The sequence below is a fragment of the Burkholderia sp. AU39826 genome (assembly GCF_020419965.1).
In the GTDB taxonomy this organism is placed as follows: domain Bacteria; phylum Pseudomonadota; class Gammaproteobacteria; order Burkholderiales; family Burkholderiaceae; genus Burkholderia; species Burkholderia semiarida.
This window is the reverse complement of sequence record NZ_JAIZQG010000013.1, coordinates 101,152-125,698: the sequence shown is the minus strand read 5'-3', so window position 1 is coordinate 125,698 and position 24,547 is coordinate 101,152. Positions and strand designations below refer to the sequence as shown.

At 66.9% G+C, this 24,547-nt stretch carries 25 protein-coding genes and 1 tRNA gene; 18 read left to right on the top strand and 8 right to left on the bottom strand.

Annotated elements, in window-relative coordinates:
• Positions 1–144 precede the first annotated feature (144 nt).
• The 6 genes from LGM42_RS21565 to LGM42_RS21540 all read left to right on the top strand — a co-directional run bounded on the left by LGM42_RS21565 (position 145) and on the right by LGM42_RS21540 (position 5,620).
• Entirely contained in the window at positions 145–1,650 is a 1,506-nt protein-coding gene (locus tag LGM42_RS21565) for an RNA polymerase factor sigma-54 (protein WP_059575657.1), read from the top strand.
• Between the two features lie 159 nt (positions 1,651–1,809).
• Positions 1,810–2,169, top strand: a complete 360-nt coding sequence (gene hpf / locus LGM42_RS21560) for a ribosome hibernation-promoting factor, HPF/YfiA family (protein ID WP_006477786.1) — start codon at positions 1,810–1,812, stop codon at positions 2,167–2,169.
• 194 nt (positions 2,170–2,363) lie between these two features.
• Positions 2,364–2,876, top strand: coding sequence for a PTS sugar transporter subunit IIA (locus tag LGM42_RS21555; RefSeq protein WP_179231743.1), 513 nt, complete (start codon positions 2,364–2,366; stop codon positions 2,874–2,876).
• Positions 2,877–3,005: 129 nt separating this feature from the next.
• Positions 3,006–3,974 carry an HPr(Ser) kinase/phosphatase gene (hprK, locus tag LGM42_RS21550; RefSeq protein ID WP_006483133.1) on the top strand — a complete coding sequence of 323 codons (969 nt, stop codon included), beginning with the start codon at positions 3,006–3,008 and terminating at the stop codon, positions 3,972–3,974.
• Positions 3,975–4,048: 74 nt separating this feature from the next.
• Positions 4,049–4,957 (top strand): RNase adapter RapZ, encoded by a 909-nt coding sequence (gene rapZ / locus LGM42_RS21545; RefSeq protein ID WP_059575656.1) that lies wholly within the window; start codon positions 4,049–4,051, stop codon positions 4,955–4,957.
• Positions 4,958–4,984: 27 nt separating this feature from the next.
• On the top strand, positions 4,985–5,620 hold the full coding sequence (locus LGM42_RS21540) for an LON peptidase substrate-binding domain-containing protein (RefSeq protein WP_011546241.1): 636 nt from the start codon (positions 4,985–4,987) through the stop codon (positions 5,618–5,620).
• Between the two features lie 119 nt (positions 5,621–5,739).
• Here LGM42_RS21540 and mutY read toward each other — a convergent pair whose 3' ends face one another.
• Complete coding sequence (mutY, locus tag LGM42_RS21535; protein ID WP_226233129.1) at positions 5,740–6,846, bottom strand: A/G-specific adenine glycosylase; 1,107 nt, start codon at positions 6,844–6,846, stop codon at positions 5,740–5,742.
• A 24-nt stretch (positions 6,847–6,870) separates the two neighbouring features.
• On the bottom strand, positions 6,871–7,698 hold the full coding sequence (mutM, locus tag LGM42_RS21530) for a bifunctional DNA-formamidopyrimidine glycosylase/DNA-(apurinic or apyrimidinic site) lyase (protein ID WP_059575651.1): 828 nt from the start codon (positions 7,696–7,698) through the stop codon (positions 6,871–6,873).
• Between the two features lie 246 nt (positions 7,699–7,944).
• Here mutM and LGM42_RS21525 point away from each other — a divergent pair, with 246 nt between their 5' ends.
• From LGM42_RS21525 to hisC, 8 genes are all read left to right on the top strand, one after another.
• Positions 7,945–9,768 (top strand): tetratricopeptide repeat protein, encoded by a 1,824-nt coding sequence (locus LGM42_RS21525; RefSeq protein ID WP_059575650.1) that lies wholly within the window; start codon positions 7,945–7,947, stop codon positions 9,766–9,768.
• Positions 9,768–10,388 carry a lipoprotein insertase outer membrane protein LolB gene (gene lolB, locus LGM42_RS21520; protein ID WP_226233128.1) on the top strand — a complete coding sequence of 207 codons (621 nt, stop codon included), beginning with the start codon at positions 9,768–9,770 and terminating at the stop codon, positions 10,386–10,388. The genes LGM42_RS21525 and lolB overlap by 1 nt, the downstream gene beginning before the upstream one ends.
• Positions 10,389–10,416: 28 nt before the next feature.
• Positions 10,417–11,298 carry a 4-(cytidine 5'-diphospho)-2-C-methyl-D-erythritol kinase gene (ispE, locus tag LGM42_RS21515; protein WP_226233127.1) on the top strand — a complete coding sequence of 294 codons (882 nt, stop codon included), beginning with the start codon at positions 10,417–10,419 and terminating at the stop codon, positions 11,296–11,298.
• Positions 11,299–11,353: 55 nt separating this feature from the next.
• Positions 11,354–11,430 (top strand) — tRNA-Gln (locus tag LGM42_RS21510).
• A 44-nt stretch (positions 11,431–11,474) separates the two neighbouring features.
• On the top strand, positions 11,475–12,437 hold the full coding sequence (locus LGM42_RS21505; RefSeq protein WP_059575643.1) for a ribose-phosphate pyrophosphokinase: 963 nt from the start codon (positions 11,475–11,477) through the stop codon (positions 12,435–12,437).
• A gap of 161 nt (positions 12,438–12,598) precedes the next feature.
• Positions 12,599–13,204 carry a 50S ribosomal protein L25/general stress protein Ctc gene (locus tag LGM42_RS21500; RefSeq protein ID WP_059575641.1) on the top strand — a complete coding sequence of 202 codons (606 nt, stop codon included), beginning with the start codon at positions 12,599–12,601 and terminating at the stop codon, positions 13,202–13,204.
• Positions 13,205–13,322: 118 nt separating this feature from the next.
• Complete coding sequence (pth, locus tag LGM42_RS21495; protein WP_060009005.1) at positions 13,323–13,922, top strand: aminoacyl-tRNA hydrolase; 600 nt, start codon at positions 13,323–13,325, stop codon at positions 13,920–13,922.
• Between the two features lie 118 nt (positions 13,923–14,040).
• Entirely contained in the window at positions 14,041–15,108 is a 1,068-nt protein-coding gene (hisC, locus tag LGM42_RS21490; RefSeq protein WP_226233126.1) for a histidinol-phosphate transaminase, read from the top strand.
• 80 nt (positions 15,109–15,188) lie between these two features.
• Here hisC and LGM42_RS21485 read toward each other — a convergent pair whose 3' ends face one another.
• From LGM42_RS21485 to rsmD, 3 genes are all read right to left on the bottom strand, one after another.
• On the bottom strand, positions 15,189–15,455 hold the full coding sequence (locus tag LGM42_RS21485) for a YfhL family 4Fe-4S dicluster ferredoxin (protein ID WP_006477774.1): 267 nt from the start codon (positions 15,453–15,455) through the stop codon (positions 15,189–15,191).
• A gap of 59 nt (positions 15,456–15,514) precedes the next feature.
• Entirely contained in the window at positions 15,515–16,012 is a 498-nt protein-coding gene (coaD, locus tag LGM42_RS21480) for a pantetheine-phosphate adenylyltransferase (RefSeq protein ID WP_014895999.1), read from the bottom strand.
• 111 nt (positions 16,013–16,123) lie between these two features.
• Positions 16,124–16,738, bottom strand: a complete 615-nt coding sequence (gene rsmD, locus LGM42_RS21475; protein WP_059575636.1) for a 16S rRNA (guanine(966)-N(2))-methyltransferase RsmD — start codon at positions 16,736–16,738, stop codon at positions 16,124–16,126.
• A 218-nt stretch (positions 16,739–16,956) separates the two neighbouring features.
• On the opposite strand from rsmD, the gene ftsY reads away from it, so the two are divergent.
• The gene (gene ftsY, locus LGM42_RS21470) at positions 16,957–18,117 is read left to right on the top strand and encodes a signal recognition particle-docking protein FtsY (RefSeq protein ID WP_226233125.1); all 1,161 of its coding nucleotides are present in this window, start codon (positions 16,957–16,959) and stop codon (positions 18,115–18,117) included.
• Between the two features lie 59 nt (positions 18,118–18,176).
• Here the strand turns inward: ftsY and maiA are convergent, their stop codons facing one another.
• Positions 18,177–18,821: a maleylacetoacetate isomerase gene (maiA, locus tag LGM42_RS21465; RefSeq protein WP_060312537.1), complete on the bottom strand. Its 645-nt coding sequence runs from the start codon at positions 18,819–18,821 to the stop codon at positions 18,177–18,179.
• Positions 18,822–19,002: 181 nt separating this feature from the next.
• Here maiA and ybiB point away from each other — a divergent pair, with 181 nt between their 5' ends.
• A complete protein-coding gene (gene ybiB, locus LGM42_RS21460) occupies positions 19,003–19,974 on the top strand; it encodes a DNA-binding protein YbiB (protein ID WP_060312535.1) in 972 nt (323 codons plus the stop codon).
• Between the two features lie 378 nt (positions 19,975–20,352).
• Complete coding sequence (leuA, locus tag LGM42_RS21455; RefSeq protein WP_226233155.1) at positions 20,353–21,999, top strand: 2-isopropylmalate synthase; 1,647 nt, start codon at positions 20,353–20,355, stop codon at positions 21,997–21,999.
• A 155-nt stretch (positions 22,000–22,154) separates the two neighbouring features.
• Here leuA and LGM42_RS21450 read toward each other — a convergent pair whose 3' ends face one another.
• Entirely contained in the window at positions 22,155–22,538 is a 384-nt protein-coding gene (locus LGM42_RS21450) for a nuclear transport factor 2 family protein (RefSeq protein WP_060312531.1), read from the bottom strand.
• Positions 22,539–22,582: 44 nt separating this feature from the next.
• The gene (gene pagL, locus LGM42_RS21445; protein WP_060312529.1) at positions 22,583–23,152 is read right to left on the bottom strand and encodes a lipid A 3-O-deacylase PagL; all 570 of its coding nucleotides are present in this window, start codon (positions 23,150–23,152) and stop codon (positions 22,583–22,585) included.
• Positions 23,153–23,511: 359 nt separating this feature from the next.
• On the opposite strand from pagL, the gene rpoH reads away from it, so the two are divergent.
• The gene (gene rpoH / locus LGM42_RS21440) at positions 23,512–24,447 is read left to right on the top strand and encodes an RNA polymerase sigma factor RpoH (protein ID WP_060312527.1); all 936 of its coding nucleotides are present in this window, start codon (positions 23,512–23,514) and stop codon (positions 24,445–24,447) included.
• Positions 24,448–24,547 lie beyond the last annotated feature (100 nt).

Below are 24,547 nucleotides of genomic sequence, written 5' to 3'. Positions count from 1 at the left end.
CCCGGCAGCGCCGCGCGGGGCTGCGCCCCGCTTTGCATCCACGCCCGCGGGCATGCCCGCGGCCGGGCGGCGCGCCACGCGTAATCGCGGATGGCTCAACGCGCCTGGGTCGTGGCAAACTGCCGGTATGACTCCCTCCTTGCCATGAAAGCCAGCCTTCAACTCCGCCTGTCGCAACATCTTGCGCTGACGCCCCAGCTGCAGCAGTCGATCCGGCTCCTGCAGTTGTCGACGCTCGAATTGCAGCAGGAAGTCGCGATGGCCGTCGCGCAGAACCCGCTGCTCGAGAACGACGACGAATGGATCGCGAGCCCGCTGCGCGTCGCCGCGGACGGATCGCTGATCGCGCAGACGCCACCCGCATCGAACACCGAACCCGCCGCGGCCAACGGCACCAGTACGTCCAGCGATCGCGCGGAACGCGACGAGCCGGCAGGCGCCGACGAATACGACGGCTATGCGTCCGGCGACGGCAACGACGGCCCGCAGTGGAATCTCGACGAATACGGCCGCTCGAGCGGCGCGTCCGACGACGACGATCTGCCGCCGCTGCAGGTGCAGGAAGCCGCGACGTCGCTGCGCGACCACCTGTCCGCGCAGTTGCGCGTCACGCAGGCCGGCCCGCGCGATCGCGCGCTCGTGATGTTCCTGATCGAATCGCTCGACGACGACGGCTATCTGACCGCCACGCTCGACGAAGTGCTCGCCGATCTGCCGCCCGAGCTGGAAATCGACTGCGACGAACTGAACGCGGCGCTCGCGCTGCTGCACAGCTTCGACCCGGCCGGCGTCGGCGCGCGCTCGGCCTCCGAATGCCTGAAGCTGCAGTTGCTGCGTCTCGATCCGTCCCCCACGCGCACGCTCGCGCTCGAGATCGTGTCGCAGCATCTCGAACTGCTCGCCGCACGCGACTTCACACGGTTGCGCAAGCACCTGAAGGCGACCGACGACGCGCTGCGCGACGCGCACGCGCTGATCCGCTCGCTGGAGCCGTTCCCCGGCGCCGCTTACGGGAAGGCCGAGGCCGACTACGTCGTGCCCGACATCATCGTGAAGAAGGCCGGCCAGGGCTGGCTCGCGGAGCTCAATCCGGAGGTCGTGCCGCGCCTGCGGATCAACAACCTGTACGCGAACATCCTGCGCAACAGCCGCGGCGACCCGTCGGCCGGATCGTTGAAACAGCAGCTCCAGGAAGCGCGCTGGCTGATCAAGAACATCCAGCAGCGTTTCGACACGATCCTGCGTGTCGCGCAGGCTATTGTCGAGCGTCAGAAGAATTTCTTCGCGCACGGTGAAATTGCCATGCGCCCCTTGGTTTTGCGGGAAATAGCTGATACGCTGGGCCTACACGAGTCGACTGTCAGCCGTGTGACAACCGGGAAGTACATGCTGACCCCGTTCGGGACGCTTGAATTTAAGTACTTCTTCGGATCTCACGTCTCGACCGACACTGGTGGCGCCGCCTCGTCGACCGCCATCCGAGCCCTCATCAAGCAACTGATAGGAGCTGAAGACCCAAAATCGCCACTTTCGGACAGCCGCATTGCCGAGCTGCTGGCAGAACAGGGTTTCGTGGTCGCGCGCCGCACGGTTGCGAAATATCGCGAAGCCCTCAAGATCCCGGCAGTGAATCTGCGCAAGTCTCTTTAAGCCTGCTGCCTGCCCGGCGGCAGGCGTGTCCCGACCACCGCGCACACGGGGAACAGGCCGGGCGACCTGTCCGCGATACGCCGCCTTCGTGCGGTACGGGCAAGTCGACCGGAGCGCCGCCTCGATGCGGCCGGGTGGTCACTCGCTTGGAGAAGCACTATGAACCTGAAGATCAGTGGACATCATCTCGAAGTCACCCCTGCAATTCGCGAATACGTGATCACCAAGCTGGACCGGGTGCTACGGCATAGCGATCAGGTGATCGATGGCACTGTGATCCTCTCGGTCGACAACCACAAGGAAAAGGACAAGCAGCAGCGCGCGGAAATCAACCTGCACCTGAAGGGCAAGGACATCTTCGTCGAAAGCGCGAACGGCAACCTGTACGCCGCGATCGATCTGCTGATCGACAAGCTGGATCGCCAGGTCGTCAAGCACATGGAGCGCCTGCAAACGCACGCGCACGACCCGATCAAGCTTCAACCGTCGATCGACCAGATCGAACTGCCGCCGCAGTGATCATCACCGCAACACGCACGCCGCCCGGTTCGCCGGGCGTTTTTTTTGCCACTCCGAGCGCAGGTGCAACCGGTCCGACCGTGCTGCGCCACGCGCGCGGCTGTGCTCTATAATGTCCCGGTTATCGCCGGGGGGTGTTGGATGCGGTAGCGGCGTTGCAGGTTGCCATGCCACATGCCTTGATATCGCCGAACATGGAAAATCAGTCCGCCGCCGCAAGGAGACCCCAGGCCGCCCAATCGCCTGCCAACATGAATCGCCTAGCCAAAATCCTGCCCATAGAGAACGTCGTCATCGACCTCTCGGTCACCAGCAAGAAACGCGTCTTCGAACAAGCCGGGCTGATGTTCGAGAATCAGAACGGCATCGGCCGCAGCACCGTCACGGACAACCTGTTCGCGCGCGAGCGCCTCGGTTCGACCGGGCTCGGCGAAGGTGTCGCGATTCCGCACGGCCGCATCAAGGGCCTCAAGCATCCGCTCGCCGCGTTCGTCCGCCTCGCCGACGCGATTCCGTTCGAAGCGCCCGACGGCCAGCCGGTCAGCCTCCTGATCTTCCTGCTCGTCCCCGAGCAAGCCACGCAGCAGCACCTCGAGATCCTGTCGGAGATCGCGCAACTGCTGTCCGATCGCGACGCGCGCGAGCGTCTGCACAACGAAACGGATATCGCCGAGTTGCATCGCCTGCTCACTCAGTGGCAACCTTGAGTTGTTCCGGGCGGAATATTTCCCCGTACGAGGCGGCGCATGCCGCCGTCCAGGGCCGCCCGGCGCCGGCCCGGCATGGCGACGTCCGTCGCCGCGCGCCCGCACCGGCCCATTGGAGTGACGAGAGTCATGGATACGTCCAGCATCAACGCCCAGAGCATCTTCGACGACAACGCAGCCACGCTGAAACTGAGCTGGCTGACGGGGCATGAAGGCTGGGAACGCGGCTTTTCGGCCGACACGGTCGGCAATGCAACGTCGAGCGCCGACCTCGTCGGCCACCTGAACCTGATCCACCCGAACCGGATCCAGGTGCTCGGCGAAGCCGAAATCGACTACTACCAGCGTCAGACCGACGAAGACCGCTCGCGCCACATGGCCGAGCTGATCGCGCTCGAGCCGCCGTTCCTCGTCGTCGCCGGCGGCGCGGCGGCGCCGCCCGAACTGGTGCTGCGCTGCACGCGCTCGTCCACGCCGCTGTTCACGACGCCGATGTCGGCCGCCGCGGTGATCGACAGCCTGCGGCTCTACATGTCGCGCATCCTCGCGCCGCGCGCGACGCTGCACGGCGTGTTCCTCGACATCCTCGGGATGGGCGTGCTGCTGACCGGCGATTCGGGCCTCGGCAAGAGCGAGCTCGGCCTCGAGCTGATCAGCCGCGGCCACGGCCTCGTCGCCGACGACGCGGTCGATTTCGTCCGTCTTGGCCCCGATTTCGTCGAAGGGCGCTGCCCGCCGCTGCTGCAGAACCTGCTCGAAGTGCGCGGCCTCGGCCTGCTCGACATCAAGACGATCTTCGGTGAAACCGCGGTGCGGCGGAAAATGAAGCTGAAGCTGATCGTCCAGCTCGTGCGGCGCCCCGACGGCGAATTCCAGCGCCTGCCGCTCGAAAGCCAGACCGTCGACGTGCTCGGCTTGCCGATCAGCAAGGTCACGATCCAGGTCGCGGCCGGCCGCAACCTCGCGGTGCTCGTCGAGGCGGCCGTCCGGAACACGATCCTGCAGTTGCGCGGAATCGACACGTTGCGCGATTTCATGGATCGGCAACGACTCGCGATGCAAGATCCCGACAGTCAGTTCCCCGGCAAACTGGTGTAACCCGCACGCGCCGGCCGCGCAACGCCGACGCGTCGAGCCGGTGCTATGATGAAACGTCAGGATTCTCTGCTCCCATGCGCATCGTCCTCATCACCGGCATCTCCGGCTCAGGCAAGTCCGTCGCGCTGAACGCGCTCGAGGACGCAGGCTATTACTGCGTCGACAACCTGCCGCCGCACGTGCTCCCCGAACTCGCCCGCTACCTTGCGCAGGACGGCCAGCGCCGGCTCGCGGTCGCGATCGACGCGCGCTCGAGCGCGTCGCTCGATGAAATGCCCGGCCTGATCCGCGAGCTGTCCCGCGAGCACGACGTGCGCGTGCTGTTCCTCAACGCCAGCACGCAGGCGCTGATCCAGCGCTTCTCCGAAACGCGTCGCCGCCATCCGCTGTCCGGCTCGCGGTCGCACGATGCGGACGTCGGCCTGCTGTCGTCGCTCGAGGAGGCAATCGAGCGCGAGCGCGAGCTCGTCGCGCCGCTCGCCGAATTCGGCCATCAGATCGATACCAGCACGCTGCGCGCGAACGCGCTGCGCACCTGGGTCAAGCGCTTCATCGAGCAAAAGAACAACGACCTGATGGTGATGTTCGAATCGTTCGGCTTCAAGCGCGGCGTGCCGCTCGACGCCGACCTGATGTTCGACGTGCGCGCGCTGCCGAATCCGTACTACGACCATGAGCTGCGCCCGCTCACCGGGCTCGACCAGCCGGTCATCGCCTTTCTCGACGCACTGCCGATCGTCCACCAGATGATCGACGACATCCATGCGTTCCTGATGAAATGGCTGCCGCACTTCCGCGATGACAACCGCAGCTACCTGACCGTCGCCATCGGCTGCACGGGCGGCCAGCATCGCTCGGTGTTCATCGCGGAAACGCTCGCCGCGCGCCTGGCGCGCGAGGCGAACGTGATCGTGCGGCATCGTGACGCGCCAGTGGATGTCGACGCGTCGTCGCGGCTCGTCTCCGAGGTCGACCGACCCTAGCGACACCCGCCCCCACGCCCGCGCGCCATGTCCTCCCTATCGACCACCCTGATCGACCTGCCACTGTTTCCGCTGCACACGGTGCTGTTTCCGGGAGGGCTGCTCCCGCTCAAGGTGTTCGAGGCGCGCTATCTCGACATGTCGCGCGCCTGCCTGCGCGACGACGCACCGTTCGGCGTGTGCCTGCTCAAGAGCGGGCCCGAAGTCGCGCAGGACGGCGCGGTGTCGGTGCCCGAAACCATCGGCTGCATGGCGCGCATCACCGAGTGCGATACCGGCGAATTCGGGATGCTGTATCTGCAGGCGGTCGGCACGCAGCGTTTCGAGCTGCTGTCGTATCGCGTCGAAGGCAACGGGCTGCTGGTCGGCATCGCGGAGCCGCTGCCCGACGACATCCCGCTCGAAGGCGAACAGGCGCTCGCGCAGTTCGGCTCGTGCGCCGAGGTGCTCGAGCGCATCATCGACGCGCTGAAGAAGTCCGATCCGGAGAAAATGCCGTTCGGCGAACCGTTCCGCCTCGACGATCCGAGCTGGGTATCGAACCGTCTCGCGGAACTGCTGCCGCTCGACCTGCGCGCGCGGCAGAAGCTGATGGAGTTTCCGGACGTCGGCGCGCGCATCGACGCCGTGCACCACGTGCTCGACCGGCACGGCTGGCTGTAACGCCCGCGCCCGCTCCGTCGCGCATCACGCGTCGCGCGTCGCGCCCGCCCGAAAACCTCTCCTGCGCGCGGCACCCGGCGCCTTCCCGCACGCGGCCCGCGCCGCGCCCTTCCCGCTCGTTACAGCAGCGGCCCGCTCAGCGCGTCGAGCAGCTTGCGCACGGGCGCCGGCACGCCGTACGCGTCGAGCCGGCTCAGCGGCACCCACGCGGTGTCCGCGTCCCGCGCCTGCGACGGCAGGCCGCCGCCGTCCGCCACATCGCTCAGCCGCGGCTCGATCTCGAGCCGGAAATGCGTGAACGTGTGCGTGAGCGGCGCGAGCGGCACCGTGCCGCCGCCGCCGAAGCCGCGCGCGAGATCGGCCAGCGCGGCATCGCCGTCCGCTTGCGGCAGGCTCCACAGCCCGCCCCAGATGCCGGTCGGCGGCCGTCGCTCCAGCAGCACGGCGTCGCCGTCGCGCAGCACGAGCATCCAGGTCTTGCGCGTCGGCACGGCCTTCTTCGGCCGCGCGGCCGGCAGTTCGCGCTGGCGGCCGGTCGATTGCGCGACGCAGTCGCCCGCGAACGGGCAGCGCGCGCAGTCGGGCTTGCCGCGCACGCACAGCGTCGCGCCCAGATCCATCAGCCCCTGCGTATACGCGCTCACGTCGGCCGCGTTCGCGGCATCGGGCACCAGCGATTCGGCGAGCGCCCACATGTCGTTCTCGACACGCTTCTCGCCCGGAAAGCCCTCGACGCCGAATACCCGCGCGAGCACGCGCTTCACGTTGCCGTCGAGGATCGTCGCGCGCGCGCCGTATGCAAACGACGCGATCGCGGCGGCCGTCGAGCGGCCGATGCCCGGCAGTTCGGCCAGTGCGTCGGGCGTCGCCGGAAACGCGCCGCCGTGCTCGGCGACGACGACCTGCGCGCAGCGGTGCAGGTTGCGCGCGCGCGAGTAGTAGCCGAGCCCCGCCCACAGCGCCATCACGTCGTCGCTCGGAGCGGCCGCGAGCGCGGCGACGTCGGGGTAGCGGTCGAGAAAACGCGTGTAATACGGAATGACGGTCGATACCTGCGTCTGCTGCAGCATGATTTCCGACAGCCAGATCCGGTACGGATCGCGGGTGTTCTGCCATGGCAGGTCATGGCGACCATGCTCGCGCTGCCACGCGACGAGACGCGTGGCGAACGTGCGGTGCAGCGGCGTGACGGGGAACGGAGCGGGGGCGATGCGGGGCGGCTTCAAGTTATCTGATCGTGGAAAAGGGTTTCAACGCTGGCACGTCGGGCAGAAATAGGTCGACCGCTGGCCCTGCACGATCTGGCGAACCGACGTGCCGCAGACGCGGCACGGCTGGCCCGCACGATCATAGACGAAGCAGTCGAGCTGGAAGTAGCCGCTTTCGCCGTTGCTGCCGACGAAATCGCGCAACGTGCTGCCGCCGCGCTCGATCGCGTCGGCGAGCGTCGCGCGCACCGCGTCGGCCAGCCGCTCGTAGCGCGCCAGCGAAACCTTGCCGGCGGCCGTCGTCGGCCGGATGCCGGCGCGAAACAGGCTCTCCGACGCATAGATGTTCCCGACGCCGACGACCATGTCGCCCGCGAGCAGCGCCTGCTTGACCGATACCGTGCGGCCGCGCGTGCGCGCGTGCAGCAGCGCGCCGGTGAACGCCGGCGAGAACGGCTCGACGCCGAGGCTCGCGAGGAGCGGATGCGCATGCACGTCGCCTGCTTCGCGCGGGTGCCACAACACGGCGCCGAAACGGCGCGGGTCGCGAAACCGCAGCACGAACTCGTCGAAGATCCAGTCGATGTGGTCGTGCTTCGCGGCGACCGGCACGCCGGCCGCGGGCAGCACACGCAGCGTGCCGGTCATCCCGAGATGGACGATGAACCAACCGGCATCGACTTCGAACAGCAGGTACTTGCCGCGGCGCTCGACGGCGAGCACCTCTCGCGCGCGCAACTGCTCGGCGAGCCCCGCCGGCACGGGCCAGCGCAGCATCGCGGTACGGACGTCGACACGCTCGACGCGGCGGCCCGCGACAAAGGGCTCGATGCCCCGGCGCGTGACTTCGACTTCTGGCAACTCTGGCATGTTTTGCGGGTCTGAGGCTACGGTCTGCTTGCATGGGGAACGCGCATGCGCCGCCGCGCGAGCGGCCGCTCTCGCGACTCCCCCGAATGAAACACGGGAATGCCCGAAATCGCCCGCCCGGCAGCACGCGAGGCGCGCGATTTCGGGCATTCGCATGGGGATTCCACAGGCAAGCGGACCCTATCACGATCGTGCGTGTATTGTAGCGAGCGCGTTACAATCGGTTGAAACATCGAACGGATTTCCATGACTCTGCCCTCGAAGCTGCTTCAGAAGCGCCCCGCCGCCGTGCGCGGCGCGCGCGCCTTCCCGGTCCGTCGTGCACTCGGCGCCGCGCTGTTTGCCGCCTGGACCCTCACCGCCTTCCCGGCCCACGCGCAGGATCCGGCATCGGACGACGCGCAGCCGCAGGGTGCGTTCGAGCATGTGATGCCGGACGAGCAGAAGAATCTCCCCGGCGTGCCGCTGACGAGCCAGATCGTCTACCAGGTGCTCGCCGCCGAGGTCGCGCTCCAGCGCAACCAGCCGGCGCCGGCCTACCAGACCTACCTCGCGCTTGCCCGCGACACGCGCGATCCGCGCATGGCGCAGCGCGCGACCGAAATCGCGCTCGGCGCGCAGAGCCCGGCCGACGCGCTGTCCGCCGCGAATCTGTGGCGTCAGTACGCGCCGGATTCGAACCGCGCGTCGCAGGTCGACGCCGCGCTGCTGGTGCTTGCCGGCAAGCCGGCCGACGCGCAGCCGATGCTCGCGCGCGAGCTGGCCCGCGCGACCGGCGAAACGCGCGGCCCGGCGATCCTCGCGCTGCAGGCGCTGCTCGTGCGCGGCCCCGACCGCGTCGGCGGCCTCGCGGTGCTGAAGGACATGCTGAAGAACGACCTGAGCCGCCCCGAGGCGCAGCTCGCGATCGCACGCCAGCAGCTCGCGGTCGACGACAAGGACGGCGCCGCGCAGTCGCTGAAGCAGGCGCTGCAGATTCGTCCCGACTACCTGCCGGCCGCGCTGATGCTGTCGCAGATGGGGCCGGCGGAACGCGCGGCGGGCATCGCGTCGTTCGAGAAGTATGTTCAGCAGAATCCGAAGTCGCGCGACGCACGGCTCGCGCTGTCGCAGCTCTATCTCGCCGACGACCGCCTCGACGACGCGCAGAAGCAGTTCGAGACGATGCGCAAGCTCGACGCGAAGGATCCGACGCCGCTGATGGCGCTCGCGCTGATCAAGATCCAGCAGAAGAAACTCGACGAGGCGACCGGCTACCTGAAGCAGTACGTGCAGCTCGGCGACAAGCAGCCGAACCTCGACGTCGGCCAGGGCTACATCTACCTCGCGCAGATCGCGATCGACCAGAACAACGACGCGCAGGCGTCGCAATGGCTCGACAAGGTCGACCAGACGAGCCAGCATTACCTGCCCGCGCAGATCACGCGCGCGCAACTGCTGCAGAAACAGGGCAAGACCGACGAGGCGCGCAAGGTGCTCGACAACCTGCCGATCACGGATCCGCGCGACGCGGCCGTGGTGGCGCGCACCGATGCGTCGATCCTGTTCACCGCGAAGCGCTATCCGGAAGCGGAAGCGCGGCTCGGACAGGCCGTCCAGGACTTCCCGGACGATCCCGACCTGCGCTACGACTACGCGATGGCGGCCGAAAAGACGGGCCACTACGCGACGATGGAAAAGCAGTTGCGCGAGCTGATCCGTACGCAGCCCGACAACCCGCAGGCCTACAACGCGCTCGGCTATTCGCTCGCCGACCGCAACCAGCGCCTGCCCGAGGCCAGCAAGCTGATCGACAAGGCGATGTCGCTCGCGCCGAACGACGCATACATCATGGACAGCCTCGGCTGGGTGAAGTACCGGATGGGCGACACGGCCGGCGCGACGAAGGTGCTGCAGCGCGCATACGAACTGCAGCCGAACGCCGAAATCGGCGCGCATCTCGGCGAAGTGCTGTGGAAGAGCGGCGCGCAGGACGACGCGCGCAACGCGTGGCGTGCCGCGCGGAAGCTCGAACCCGACAACGAAACGCTCGTGCAGACGCTGAAACGCCTGCAGATCAACGACCTTTGATGCGGATGTTCCCGATGTTTTCCCTGCCCTCGCGCGCGCAGCGCACGCTGGCCGCGGCCGGCGCGGCGCTCGCGCTCGCCGGCTGCGCGAGCACGCCGCCGTCGGCCAACGCGCCGACGGGCGCCGCGCTGCAGACGGCTGCGACCCATGCGTACCACGGCCGCTTCGCGGTGCGGTACGACGATCGTCTCGGCAACCCGCAGAACGTGTACGGCAACTTCGACTGGCAAGAGCACGGCGACGACGTGTCGCTCGAACTGCGCAGCCCGCTCGGCCAGACGCTCGCGGTCGTGAAATCGACGCCGCGCGCGGCGTCGCTCGAATTGCCGAACCGCCCGACCCAATATGCGCCGGACGTCGGCGACCTGATGCAGAAAGCGCTCGGCTTCGAGCTGCCGCTCGCGGGCCTGCGCTACTGGCTGCTGCCTACCGCCGCCCCGGCGACGCCCGCGGAAACGGTGCGCGACCCGGCCGACGGCACGCGCATCAAGCAGCTCCGCCAGGACGGCTGGACGATCGACTACCTTGCCTACGCGGATGCCCCGGCCACGGGCGTCAAACGCGTCAACCTCGTGCGCGCGACGCCGCCGCTCGACATCAAGCTCGTGCTCGATCAGTGAGCACGCGCGCTTAAGCCTCGATACCCGCATGACCGATTCGACCCGCTCGCTGCGCAACTGCCTGGCGCCCGCGAAACTCAACCTGTTCCTGCACATCACCGGCCGCCGTCCGAACGGCTATCACGATCTGCAGAGCGTATTCCAGCTGCTGAACTGGGGCGACACGCTGCACTTCACGCGCCGCGACGACGGCCGCGTCGCACGCGTGACCGACGTGCCCGGCGTGCCCGAGGAAAGCGATCTCGTCGTGCGCGCGGCCAATCTGCTGAAAGCGCATACGGGCGCGGCGCACGGCGTCGACATCGAGATCGACAAGATCCTGCCGATGGGCGCCGGCCTCGGCGGCGGCAGCTCCGACGCGGCGACGACGCTGCTCGCGCTGAACCGCCTGTGGCAACTGGATCTGCCGCGCGCGGAACTCCAGTCGCTCGCGGTCAAACTCGGCGCCGACGTCCCGTTTTTTATTTTCGGAAAAAATGCGTTCGCGGAGGGTATCGGAGAAGAATTAGCTGAGGTAGAATTGCCGACTCGCTGGTTCCTGGTTGTGACGCCACGCGTTCATGTCCCGACCGCTGAAATATTTTCAGATGAGTTGTTGACAAGAGATACGAAGCCCGTCACAATTGCTGACTTTCTTGCACAGCAAACCAGCGATGCGGGATGGCCAGATAGCTTCGGCCGGAACGATATGCAGGAAGTTGTAACAAGGAAGTACGCGGAAGTTGCACAGGTGGTCAAATGGTTGTATGATGTGACCCCCGCGAGGATGACCGGCTCCGGAGCAAGCGTGTTTGCAGCGTTTCGCAGCAAGCACGAGGCAGAAGCGGCGAAAGCCAAACTGCCCGCCAGTTGGAATGGCGCAGTTGCCGAGAGCCTGAACGAGCATCCGCTCTTCGCTTTCGCGTCATGAAGTTTTACTTTGCCGAACGGCCTACACGAGTTCGGTGAAGTTGTCAGTTAAGTGTAGGGGAGTCGCCAAGTTGGTCAAGGCACCGGATTTTGATTCCGGCATGCGAGGGTTCGAGTCCTTCCTCCCCTGCCAAAAATTTTCCCGCATTTCCCGCCCAAGCCTGAAGCAGGTGCACGATGAGCAGCCACAGCCATGATGGCCTGATGGTCTTTACTGGCAACGCGAATCCCGCGCTCGCCCAGGAAGTCGTCAGTATCCTTGGTATTCCCCTCGGCAAAGCAATGGTCAGCCGTTTCTCCGACGGCGAGATCCAGGTCGAGATCCAGGAAAACGTGCGCGGCAAGGATGTCTTCGTCCTGCAATCCACGTGCGCACCGGCGAACGACAACCTGATGGAACTGATGATCATGGTCGATGCGCTCAAGCGCGCATCCGCCGGCCGGATCACCGCTGCCATCCCCTACTTCGGCTATGCCCGTCAGGATCGCCGCCCGCGTTCGGCGCGCGTCGCGATCTCGGCGAAGGTCGTCGCGAACATGCTGGAAATCGCCGGCGTCGAGCGGATCATCACGATGGATCTGCACGCCGACCAGATTCAAGGCTTCTTCGACATCCCGGTCGACAACATCTACGCGACGCCGATCCTGCTGGGCGACCTGCGCAAGCAGAACTACTCGGATCTGCTCGTCGTGTCGCCGGACGTCGGCGGCGTGGTGCGTGCCCGGGCGCTCGCGAAGCAGCTCAACTGCGATCTCGCGATCATCGACAAGCGTCGCCCGAAGGCGAACGTCGCCGAAGTGATGAACATCATCGGTGAAGTCGAAGGCCGCACCTGCGTGATCATGGACGACATGGTCGATACGGCCGGCACGCTCTGCAAGGCCGCGCAAGTGCTGAAGGACCGCGGCGCGAAGCAGGTGTTCGCCTACGCGACGCACCCGGTGCTGTCGGGCGGCGCCGCGGACCGCATCGCCGCATCGGCACTCGACGAGCTGGTCGTCACCGATACGATCCCGCTGTCGGCCGAATCGCTGGCGTGCTCGAAGATCCGCTCGCTGACGAGCGCGAGCCTGCTGGCCGAGACGTTCTCGCGGATTCGCCGCGGCGATTCGGTGATGTCGCTGTTCGCGGAATCCTGATCGCGAATCGACGCAACAAAGCATGCGCGAAAAGCGAAGCGGCAACGCTTCGCTTTTTGCACAATCGGACGGGATAGACGAAACCCCGGCCGTTTCATCGGGGGCCGCCATTTGATGGCCCCGTTTTACTGCCTGGTCGCGGGCAGCCATTGGAGAATCACATGAAAGTCGTCGCTTTCGAGCGCCAACAGCAAGGTACGGGTGCGAGCCGCCGCCTGCGCAACGCCGGTAAGACCACGGGTATCGTTTACGGTGGCGAAGCCGCCCCGCAAAAGATCGAACTCGATCACAACGCCCTGTGGCACGCCCTGAAGAAGGAAGCTTTCCACTCGTCGATCCTCGATCTCGAAGTGGCCGGCCAGTCGCAACAGGTTCTGCTGCGCGACGTGCAATACCACCCGTTCAAGCAACTGGTGCTGCACGTGGACTTCCAGCGCGTCGACGCGAAGAAAAAGCTGCACACGAAGGTGCCGCTGCACTTCCTGAACGCCGAAGTCAGCCCGGCCGTCAAGCTGTCGAGCGCGGTCGTTTCGCACGTCGCGACGGAAATCGAAGTCGAGTGCCTGCCGGCTGCCCTGCCGGAGTTCCTCGAAGTCGACCTGTCGAAGATCGAAGCCGGTCAGTCGCTGCACGCGAAGGACATCGCACTGCCGAAGGGCGTGACGCTGGTCGCGCACGTCGACGCGGAAAACCCGGTTGTCGCGTCGGCGACGATCCCGGCTGGTGCCGTGTCGGACGCAGCAGAAGGCGAAACGCCGGCTGCCTGAGCGGCTGCCTGCGCCCCATCGATCCGTTTCGCGAAACGGTCGACGCAACCCGCCGCGGCTTGCCCGGCGGGTTTTTCTTTTTCTGCGCCCAGGCGGCCGCCGCCGCCTTCGAAACGTCATGATCAAACTGATCGTCGGCCTCGGCAATCCCGGGGCGGAATACACCGCGACGCGCCACAACGCCGGCTTCTGGCTGGTCGACCAGCTCGCTCGCGAAGCCGGCACGACGCTGCGCGACGAACGCCGCTTCCACGGCTTCTACGCGAAAGCGCGCCTGCACGGCGAGGAAGTCCATCTGCTCGAGCCGCAGACCTACATGAACCGCTCCGGCCAGTCGGTCGTCGCGCTCGCGCAATTCTTCAAGATCCTGCCCGACCAGATCCTCGTCGCGCACGACGAACTCGATCTGCCGCCCGGCACCGTGAAGCTGAAGCTCGGCGGCGGCAGCGGCGGCCACAACGGGCTGAAGGACATCACCGCGCATCTGTCGTCGCAGCAATACTGGCGGCTGCGGATCGGCATCGGCCATCCGCGCGATCTGATTCCGGAAAGTGCGCGCGCCGGCGCGAAGCCCGACGTCGCGAACTTCGTGCTGAAGCCGCCGCGCCGCGAGGAACAGGACGTGATCGACGCATCGATCGAACGCGCGCTCGCCGTGATGCCGATGGTCGTCAAGGGCGAACTCGACCGCGCGACGATGCAACTGCATCGCAACTGATCGCCCGTCGCACCGGCCCGGTGCATCGGCCGTCCCGCGCAACCCGACGGCCTCGCCCGCCCCACCGCGACGCGCACATACGGTAATCTGGACGTTTTTGCCCGACAGGAGCCAAGCGGTGAGCCGTTACTGGAGCGACGTCGTTCAGCAACTCGTGCCTTACGTGCCGGGCGAACAGCCCGCGCTCGCGCACCCCGTCAAGCTGAACACCAACGAGAATCCCTATCCGCCGTCGCCGCGCGTCGTCGCGGCGATCGCACGCGAACTCGGCGACACCGGCGACACGCTGCGCCGCTATCCGGACCCGGTCGCGCGCGCGCTGCGCGAGACGGTCGCGGCCCATCACCGCATCCAGCCCGGGCAGGTGTTCGTCGGCAACGGCTCCGACGAGGTGCTCGCGCACGCGTTCCAGGCGCTGCTCAAGCACGACCGGCCGCTGCGCTTTCCCGACATCACGTACAGCTTCTACCCGACCTACGCGCGCCTGTACGGCGTCCAGACCGCGGTCGTGCCGCTCGCGGACGATTTCTCGATCCGCGTCGACGATTATCTCGACGACGCCGGCGGCGTGCTGTTTCCGAACCCGAACGCGCCGACCGGGCGCGCGCTGCCGCTCGCCGACGTCGAGCGGATCGCGGCCGCGAATCCGTCGTCGGTCGTCGTGATCGACGAAGCGTACGTCGATTTCGGCGCGCAGTCGGCGATTACGCTGATCGACCGTCATCCGAACCTGCTCGTCGTGCATACGACGTCGAAGGCGCGCTCGCTCGCGGGCATGCGCGTCGGCTTCGCGTTCGGCGATGCGGCGCTGATCGACGCGCTGAACCGCGTGAAGGACAGCTTCAACTCGTACCCGCTCGACCGGCTCGCGCAAGTTGCCGCACAGGCCGCGTATGAAGACACCGATCATTTCAACGCCACCTGCCGGCGCGTGATCGACAGCCGCGCGCGGCTCACGCAGGCACTCGGTGCACTCGGCTTCGAGATCGTGCCGTCGGCCGCGAATTTCGTGTTCGCGCGCCATCCCGCGCACGATGCGGGCACGATCGCGGCGAAGCTGAAGGAACGGGAAATTTTCGTGCGGCACTTCCGGCTGCCGCGGATCGACCAGCACTTGCGCATCACCGTCGGCACCGATGCCGAATGCGATGCACTCGTCGCGGCGTTGCGCGAACTGCTGGCCTGACACGGAAAGATCGGCGCCGGGCGGCGCCGATCCGACAGCGCGGCGCGCGGGCCAATCGAGGCGCGCGCGTCAGCGCAGAATCACGATGCGTCGTCGCCCTTCACGGCGATCAACGCGTGATACTTCTCCATCAATTGCGCATGCGATTCGTCATGCTGCGGATCGCGCGGAATGCATTCGACCGGACACACCTGCTGGCACTGCGGTTCGTCGAAATGGCCGACACACTCGGTGCACTTGTTCGGGTCGATCACGTAGATGTCCGGGCCCATCGAAATCGCGCCGTTCGGGCACTCGGGCTCGCACACGTCGCAATTGATGCACTCGTCGGTAATCATCAAAGCCATACTGATCTCACTTCTTCAGGCCGTCGGCCGGCCTCGCAACGAAACCGGCCGACGCCGCGTCACGCGGCGGGGCCTCCCATCGCGGCGACTTTCTCGGTCAACCATTTCTCGACGGACGGAAACACGAATTTGCTGACATCGCCGCCCAATTGCGCGATTTCACGCACGATCGTTCCCGAGATGAACTGGTACTGATCGGACGGCGTCATGAACATCGTCTCGACGTCGGGCAGCAGATAGCGGTTCATCCCCGCCATCTGGAACTCATACTCGAAATCGGACACGGCGCGCAGCCCGCGCACGATCACGCGCGCATTGTTGACGCGGACGAAGTCCTTCAGGAGGCCGGTGAAACTCATCACCTTCACGTTCGGGTAATGGCCGAGCACCTCGTTCGCAATCGTCAGACGTTCTTCGAGCGAGAAAAACGGCTTTTTCGCGCGGCTGTCGGCAACGCCCACCACCAGCGTATCAAAAATGCTCGACGCGCGCCGCACGAGGTCTTCGTGCCCGCGCGTCAGCGGATCGAACGTACCGGGATACACGGCGACTACCATGTCGCTCCTCCTGTCATCACGCAAACGGGATGGCAGCCGTGCGATGCACGCGCCGCTGCCGAGATGGGCATGCGTCGCCTTTGCGGCGCGCCGCCTCGTATGGAACGCGCATTATTCATCATTTTCGCGCCGCAGCAAATGATAGTGAACCGCCCCGGCCTTGCCGCGCTTCACCACCTGCCAGCCAGCCAGCGCGTCGTGCGCGGCCGGATCGAGTTCCGCCCCCGTTTCGACGTACAGCGCGCCGTCCGCCGCGACGAGCGGTGCCGCCAGCGCGATCGCGCGCTCGAGCGCGGCCAGGTCGTCGAACGGCGGATCGAGGAACACGACGTCGAACGCGCCCGGCGTGAGCCCGGCCGCGAGCCGCAGCGCATCGGCTTCGGCGATCTCGACCGAACGGGCGCCGAGCTTGTCCTTGATCGCACGCAGTTGGTGCGCCGCGCGCGGATGGCGCTCGACCATCACGACGCTCGCCGCGCCGCGCGACGCGGCCTCGAAGCCGAGCGCGCCGGTGCCCGCGAACAGGTCGAGGCAGCGCCAGCCTTCGAGATCCTGGCCGAGCCAGTTGAACAGCGTCTCGCGTACGCGATCGGGCGTCGGGCGCAGGCCATCGAGATCGAGCACCGCGAGCGGCGTGCGTTTCCAGTCGCCGCCGATGATGCGGATCGTGTGCGGCTTGCCGCGGCCGGAAGAGGCCGCTGAGCGGCCGGAAGAGGAACGGGACATTCGGGAATATCGACAACGGAGGGACCGGACGCGCGCAGCCGCGCGCCGCCAAACAGGCGCACGTTACCACAGCGGCGACGCGCGCTGACGCGAGCGCCACGCCGCACTGATAAAATGCACGGTTTCGGCCGCCGAGCGCCGCGCCCACGCGAACGCAGAACGGCCCGTCCGGCGCCCCCGCCCCCGGCGGCGGCCCGCCCTCTTCCCGACGCCAGACCATGTTCAGTTTCTTCAAACGATTCAAGAAAACGCAGGAGCCCGATCCGGCGGAATCGCAATCGGCCGACGCGCAGCAAGCGGACGAAGCGTCCGACGCCGACGCGCCCGCGCTCGACGCGCCACCCGCGGCCGAGCCGCTGCAGGCGAGCGCCCAACCGGCCGCGCCGGCCGTCGTGATGACAGTCACCCCGACCAACGATGGCCGCGACGAAGTCGTCGAGACGGTCGAGATCGTCCCGCCGCCGCAGCAGGACGCCTCCGCGAAGAAGTCGTGGCTCGCGCGCCTGAAAACGGGGCTCGCGAAGACGGGCTCGAGCATCACCGGCGTCTTCGTCAACACGAAGATCGACGAGGACCTGTACGAGGAGCTCGAAACCGCGCTGCTGATGTCGGACGCGGGCGTCGACGCGACCGAATACCTGCTCGGCGCGCTGCGCGAGAAGGTGCGCGCGGGCCGGCTGACCGATCCGCAGCAGGTGAAGGATGCGCTGCACGACCTGCTCGTCGAGCTGCTGGCGCCGCTCGAGAAATCGCTGATGCTCGGCCGCGCGCAGCCGCTCGTGATGATGATCGCCGGCGTGAACGGCGCGGGCAAGACGACCAGCATCGGCAAGCTCGCGAAGCATCTGCAGAGCTTCGACCAGTCGGTGCTGCTGGCCGCCGGCGACACGTTCCGCGCGGCCGCGCGCGAACAACTGGCGGTCTGGGGCGAGCGCAACAACGTGACGGTCGTGCAGCAGGAAAGCGGCGATCCGGCCGCGGTGATCTTCGACGCGGTCAGCGCCGCGCGCGCGCGCAAGATCGACGTGATGATGGCCGACACGGCCGGCCGCCTGCCGACGCAGCTGCACCTGATGGAAGAGCTGAAGAAGGTGAAGCGCGTGATCGCGAAGGCGCACGACGGCGCGCCGCACGAGGTGCTGCTGGTGATCGACGCGAACACGGGCCAGAACGCGCTCACGCAGGTGAAGGCGTTCGACGACGCGCTGGGCCTGACCGGCCTGATCGTCACGAAGCTCGACGGCACCGCGAAGGGCGGGATTCTCGCCGCGATCGCGCGGCAACGGCCGGTGCCCGTCTACTTCATCGGCGTCGGCGAGAAGGTCGAGGATCTGCAGCCGTTCAGCGCGGTGGAATTCGCGGACGCGCTGCTGGGCTGACCGCCGCCGGCTCGCCTCGCACGGGGCGCCTTCGGGCGCCCTTTTTCATGCGGTCGCGCTCATTCCGCGTCGGGCTGCACACCCGGCTCGGCGGCCTTGAACGCATCGATCGTCGCCGCATGGTCGACGATTCGCTGGATCGTCGGGAAACGCGTCGTATCGATCGAGAAGCGGTTCGCGTTGAACACCTGCGGCACGAGGCACACGTCGGCGAGCGTCGGCGTGTCGCCGAAGCACAGCTTGCCGGTGCGCGGATCGTTCGCGAGACGCGTCTCCAGCGTGTCGAAGCCCGCCTCGATCCAGTGCCGGTACCACGCGTTCTTTGCGTCCTCGGACACCTTCAGCGTGTGCTTCAGGTACTTCAGCACGCGCAGGTTGTTGAGCGGATGAATCTCGCACGCGATCTGCAGCGCGACCGCACGCACGTACGCGCGATCGACCGGCTGCTTCGGCAGCAGCGCGGGCTCGGGATGGGTTTCGTCGAGATATTCGATGATCGCGAGCGACTGCTGCAGCGTCGCGTCGCCGTCGATCAGCGTCGGCACGACCGCATCCGGATTCAGCGCGCGGTACGCGTCCTTCAGTTGCTCGCCGCCGTCGCGCAGCATGTGCACGGGCGCATAGTCGAACGGCAACTGCTTCAGGTTCAGGGCGATCCGCACGCGGTACGACGCGGAACTGCGGAAATAGCTGTAGAGCTTCATGGGATGTCTCGCTTTTGGTCGTATTCGGCCGGCGGCGGCACGGGCGCGGCGCAGCCGGTGCGCGCGGCGCCGGGAACCAGAGTGTAGCGCGGCGCGATGCGCGGCCGCGCCCGTGCGATACTCGGGGCATTCCTCACCGCTCACCGCGCGGCCCGATGCCGGCCGCCCGCCCCACGTTCCGATGACCGCTTCCCACGATCCCGCCGCCCCGTTCCCTTGCGCCCGCTTCATCAAGGAAATCGGCCGCGGCCCGAACGGCGCGCGCGCCCTGTCCGCCGAGGACACGTTCGAGCTCTATCGCGCGATGCTCGATGCGCGCGTGTCGGACCTCGAACTCGGCGCGATCCTGATCGCCTATCGGCTGAAAGGCGAATCGGCCGACGAGCTGGCCGCGATGCTCGCCGCCGCGCAAGCGTCGTTCGAGCCCGTGCACGTGCAGGACGCCGCGTTCCGCCCGGTGTCGATCCCGAGCTACAACGGCGCGCGCAAGCAGCCGAACCTCGTGCCGCTGCTCGCGTTGCTGCTCGCGCGCGAAGGCGTGCCGGTGCTCGTGCATGGGGTGGAGCGCGATCCGGGTCGCGTGACGAGCGCGGAGATCTTCTCGGCGCTGTCGCTCGCGCCGTCGACGTCGCACGATGCGATCGAGGACACGCTCGCCGAGCGCCGCGTCGCATTCGCGCCGATCGACGTGCTCGCGCCGCGCATCGCGCACCTGCTGTCGATGCGCAGCGTGCTCGGCGTGCGCAACTCGACGCATACGCTCGTGAAGATTCTGCAGCCGTTCGCGCCGGCCGGCCTGCGGCTCGTCAACTACACGCACCCGCCGTACCGCGACAGCCTCGCGCAGCTGTTCCGCGATCATCCGGACGCCGCGCTCGGCGGTGCGCTGCTCGCGCGCGGCACCGAAGGCGAAGCGGTGGCCGACACGCGGCGCCAGGTGCAGGTCGACTGGCTGCACGACGGCGTGTGCGACACGCTGATCGACGCCGAGCGTTCGTCGACCGACGCGCCGCCCGTCGCGCTGCCCGAGTCGCGCGATGCGGCCACCACGGCCGCGTGGACGGACGCCGTGCTGCGCGGCGAGGTGCCGGTGCCCGACACGGTCGCGCGGCAGGTCGCGACGATCGTGCGGATCGCCCGCGTCGCGCGCTGACGGCGCGGCGGCGCCCGCCCCATTATCCCGATATTTGACACGGGAGCGCATCCTGGCATAGAGTTGGCGTCATGCGTTCCTTTCCGAACACCCTCCGAATTACCTCCGGCCGCCTAGCGCGGCCGCTATCGCTACGACTAGCCTAAGGCTGTCGTAGCGCCGTGTGCTGTCCGCACGGTCCTCCCAGCAGTTCCTCGCCGTACCCCTCTCGCAGTTTTTACAACCCGAAGTCGTCAGCCTTCGTCCGTCCATCCGTCGGCCGATTCGCGAAGATCATCCGCATCCATGGCGCCATCGCGCGCCGGGGGTGCGAGGCAGCGCCAACCATCGCCCATGCCGCCCGTCTTCGCTCGCGACTTGAGACCCGAGGTCCAGAAGATGATGCGCAATCCGCAAGACAAGTACCGTCCGTTCGAGCCCGTCCGCCTCAATGGCCGCCGCTGGCCGGCCCGCACCATCGAGCGCGCGCCCGTGTGGATGAGCACCGACCTGCGCGACGGCAACCAGTCGCTGATCGAGCCGATGAGCATCGAGCAGAAGCTCGAGTTCTTCGAGATGCTGGTCGCGATCGGATTCAAGGAGATCGAAGTCGGCTTTCCGTCGGCGTCGCAAACCGACTTCGATTTCGTCCGCAAGCTGATCGACGACAAGCGGATTCCCGACGACGTGACGATCGAGGTGCTCGTGCAGTCGCGCGAAGACCTGATCGCGCGCACGTTCGACGCGCTCGAAGGCGTGCCGCGCGCGATCGTGCACCTGTACAACGCGGTTTGCCCGTCGTTCCGCCGCATCGTGTTCGGGATGTCGAAGGACGACGTGAAGGCGCTCGCGATCGACGGCACGCGCATCATCAAGGAACACGCCGCCGCGCGCCCCGATACGCACTGGACGTTCCAGTACTCGCCGGAAACCTTCAGCATGACCGAGCTGACGTTCGCGCGCGAGATCTGCGACGCGGTCGCGCAGACGTGGCGTCCGACCCGCGACCACAAGATGATCGTCAACCTGCCGGCCACCGTCGAAGCCGCGACCCCGAACGTGTTCGCCGACCAGATCGAATGGATGGACCGCAACCTCGCGTATCGCGACAGCATCGTGCTCTCCGTGCATCCGCACAACGATCGCGGCACGGCGGTCGCGGCGGCCGAACTCGCGCTGCTCGCGGGCGCCGATCGCATCGAGGGCTGCCTGTTCGGCAACGGCGAGCGCACCGGCAACGTCGATCTCGTCACGCTCGCGTTGAACCTCTACACGCAAGGCATCGACCCGGGCCTCGATTTCTCCGACATCGACGCGGTGCGCCGCGTCGTCGAGCGCTGCAACGAGATTCCCGTGCATCCGCGGCACCCGTACGCGGGCGACCTGGTGTTCACCGCGTTTTCGGGCTCGCATCAGGACGCGATCCGCAAGGGTTTCGCACAGCAGCGCGCCGACGCGGTCTGGGAAGTGCCGTACCTGCCGATCGACCCGGCCGATCTCGGCCGCAGCTACGATGCGGTGATCCGCGTGAACAGCCAGTCCGGCAAGGGCGGCGCGACGTTCCTGCTCGAACGCGGGATGGGCTTCACGCCGACGCGCCGCGTGCAGATCGAATTCAGCCAGGCGGTGCAGACGCTCGCCGACGCGTCGGGCGAGGAAGTGACGGGCGACGCGATCTGCGCGCTGTTCACACGCGAATTCCTCGAAACCGACGGCCCGGCCGCGCGCCACGGCAGCGGCGCGCGCTGGCGGAACCGCGAGATCGCCGCGGCGCCCGCCGCCGACGCGACGCCCGACGACACCGTGCGGCGTTTCGCCGCGGCATTTGCGACGGCCGCCGGCGCCGCCGTCGACATCGCGTCGTGCGAACACGTGCGCGCCGCGGACGGCCGGATCGCGGTATCGGTCGGCTGCCGGGTCGGCGACGCGCCGCTGCGGCACGGCGTCGGCGTGCACGCCGATGCGGCCAGCGCGGCGCTCGATGCGCTCGTCAGCGCGATCAACCGCTCGGCATGGCACTGCGCGGATCGCCGCGCGGCGGCCTGAGCGCCGGGTTTCGATGCAGGGTTGAATGTCAGCGAGCGGTGCGTGACCGCCCGTGCGCCGCGCGATCCGCGCCGCACGAGGCAGCAACAAGCGGCTCAGAAGGCCGCTTCGGTCGAGGCATGAAAAGGGACACTACCCGGGGGCGCTACCCGCGCTCACGCCTCGGTCGCGCACCGCGTCGCCTGCCACGCGAACAGGCACCAGCGACCCTGGGCGTGCGTGTGGACGGACGTATAGGCAATCGGGAAGACGAGGCCGCCGTTGTTCGTTTCCATCTCGATCAACGCGCGCCCGGTGACGACGCAGGTGTCGTCGCCGACCGGCAGCACGTCCTGCGACTGGATTTCGATCTGGCGATAGCGGCGGCGGCCGGCGACGATGGCGTCGATGAACTGCTGCTTGGTTTCGCGTTTGCCGTTCGTATGGACGAAAAACACCGTGTCCGACAACAGCGCGTCGAGCGCCTCGCCGTCGCCGTCCACCATCGCCCGGAACCGATCGCGCTCGAGCGCGCGGATCGCATCGACCACCTTCGCCATCGCCTGACTCCTCGGCAACGCGCCCGCCTTGCCCGGGCTACGGATCAGAAGTTGTACTGCAGGTAGAACTGGTGGAAATTTATACCAGGATTCGGCTCTTTGATACCCGCGTTAGACACATGTTCGAAACGGTAGCCGACCTGATACTGTTGCCGTTGGCCGAACTGCACGCCTACCCCGCCCGTCGGCGCGAACTGGAACGCGGTGGACAGCGAGAAATTGTCCGAGATCGTCGGGTGCGTCAGCAGCCGCACGCCGCCGCCCGCCTCGATGAACGGGCGAATCTGCCCGCTGCTCTTGATGAAGCGGAACATCGGCGTGACGCCGAACTCGCCGATGTTGCCGTGGACGTTGCCGCCCGTGTGCCAGTACCCGGCATGCCCTTCGACGACGAACGCGAAGTGCCAGCCGCCGATTTCCCACCAGTTCCAGCCCGGATCCCACACCACGCCGAGATCGGCCTTGTCGACCCCGCGACGATCCGAAAACCCGCCGCCCGCCTGGATCCCCCATCGATCCGCGAAAGCCGCAGCCGATCCGCCCAGAAGAGATGCCGCCAGCACCGCATGCAGGACCAGCCGGCCGCGGGGCCGACGGTTCTTCTTATTGTTCATCTGACACTCCAACTTTGTGGGTTGAATGGAGCCTGCCGCGATGGCCCGGCCCGAGCGAACTGAATGGTATGGTAAAGGACTTTTCGGATCGGCATCACGAAGCGAAATTGTTTGCTTCCAAAACGACAAAAATCGAAATCGTCTCCCGATTCCCATCAGAAACAACGGCTTACGGAACTTCGCGGCGGAGGCCTTGTCGCAGAATAGACTATCGGCTCGACTGATTCGATAGAAAATAGGGAACTCGGATGCCCCCGTGGCCTCTAAGGAATTAGCACTCATCTTGCGGGAGTGCTAAGATGGCCTCCGGAATCTCAACCGAGACCGGGGGTTTGCCCCTGATTCCAAAGGAGTTTTTAGTGAGCAACGCCCTGACCCTCCCGAACACCCTGCGCCCGACGCCGGCCAAGGCCGAATCGGCAGGCTCGCTGGCGCTCGCAGCCCAATCGATGTTGCCCGGCCAGCTCGGCAACATCGACGCGTACATCCAGGCCGTCAATCGCATTCCGCTGCTGACCGCCGAAGAGGAACGCCGGTACGCAACCGAATTCCGCGACGACAACAACCTCGACGCGGCGCGCCGGCTCGTGCTGTCGCACCTGCGTCTCGTCGTGTCGATCGCGCGCAACTACCTCGGCTACGGCCTGCCGCACGGCGACCTGATCCAGGAAGGCAACATCGGCCTGATGAAAGCCGTGAAGCGGTTCGACCCGGCGCAAAACGTGCGCCTGGTGTCGTATGCGATTCACTGGATCAAGGCCGAGATCCACGAGTACATCCTGCGCAACTGGCGCATGGTGAAGGTCGCGACGACGAAGGCGCAGCGCAAGCTGTTCTTCAACCTGCGCAGCCACAAGAAGAGCATGCAGGCGATGACGCCCGAGGAAATCGACGGCCTCGCGCAGGAGCTCAACGTCAAGCGCGAGGAAGTGACCGAGATGGAAACGCGCCTGTCGGGCGGCGACATCGCGCTCGAAGGGCAGGTCGACGACGGCGAGGAGTCGTACGCGCCGATCGCCTACCTGGCCGACTCGCACAACGAGCCGACCGCCGTGCTCGCCGCGCGTCAGCGCGACATGCTGCAGACGGACGGCATCGCGCAAGCGCTCGACGCGCTCGACGCGCGCAGCCGCCGCATCATCGAGGCGCGCTGGCTGCAGGTGGACGACGACGGCTCGGGCGGCTCGACGCTGCACGATCTCGCCGCCGAATTCGGCGTGTCGGCGGAACGCATCCGCCAGATCGAGGCGAGCGCAATGAAAAAGATGCGCACCGCCCTCGCCGAATACGCGTAAATCCCTCGCGATTCAGCGCGCCTCATCGAAAACCGCTGCCCCGACCGGCAGCGGTTTTTTTTCGTCCGTTTTCCGCTGCTTTTGACGCGCTTTTCAGCGC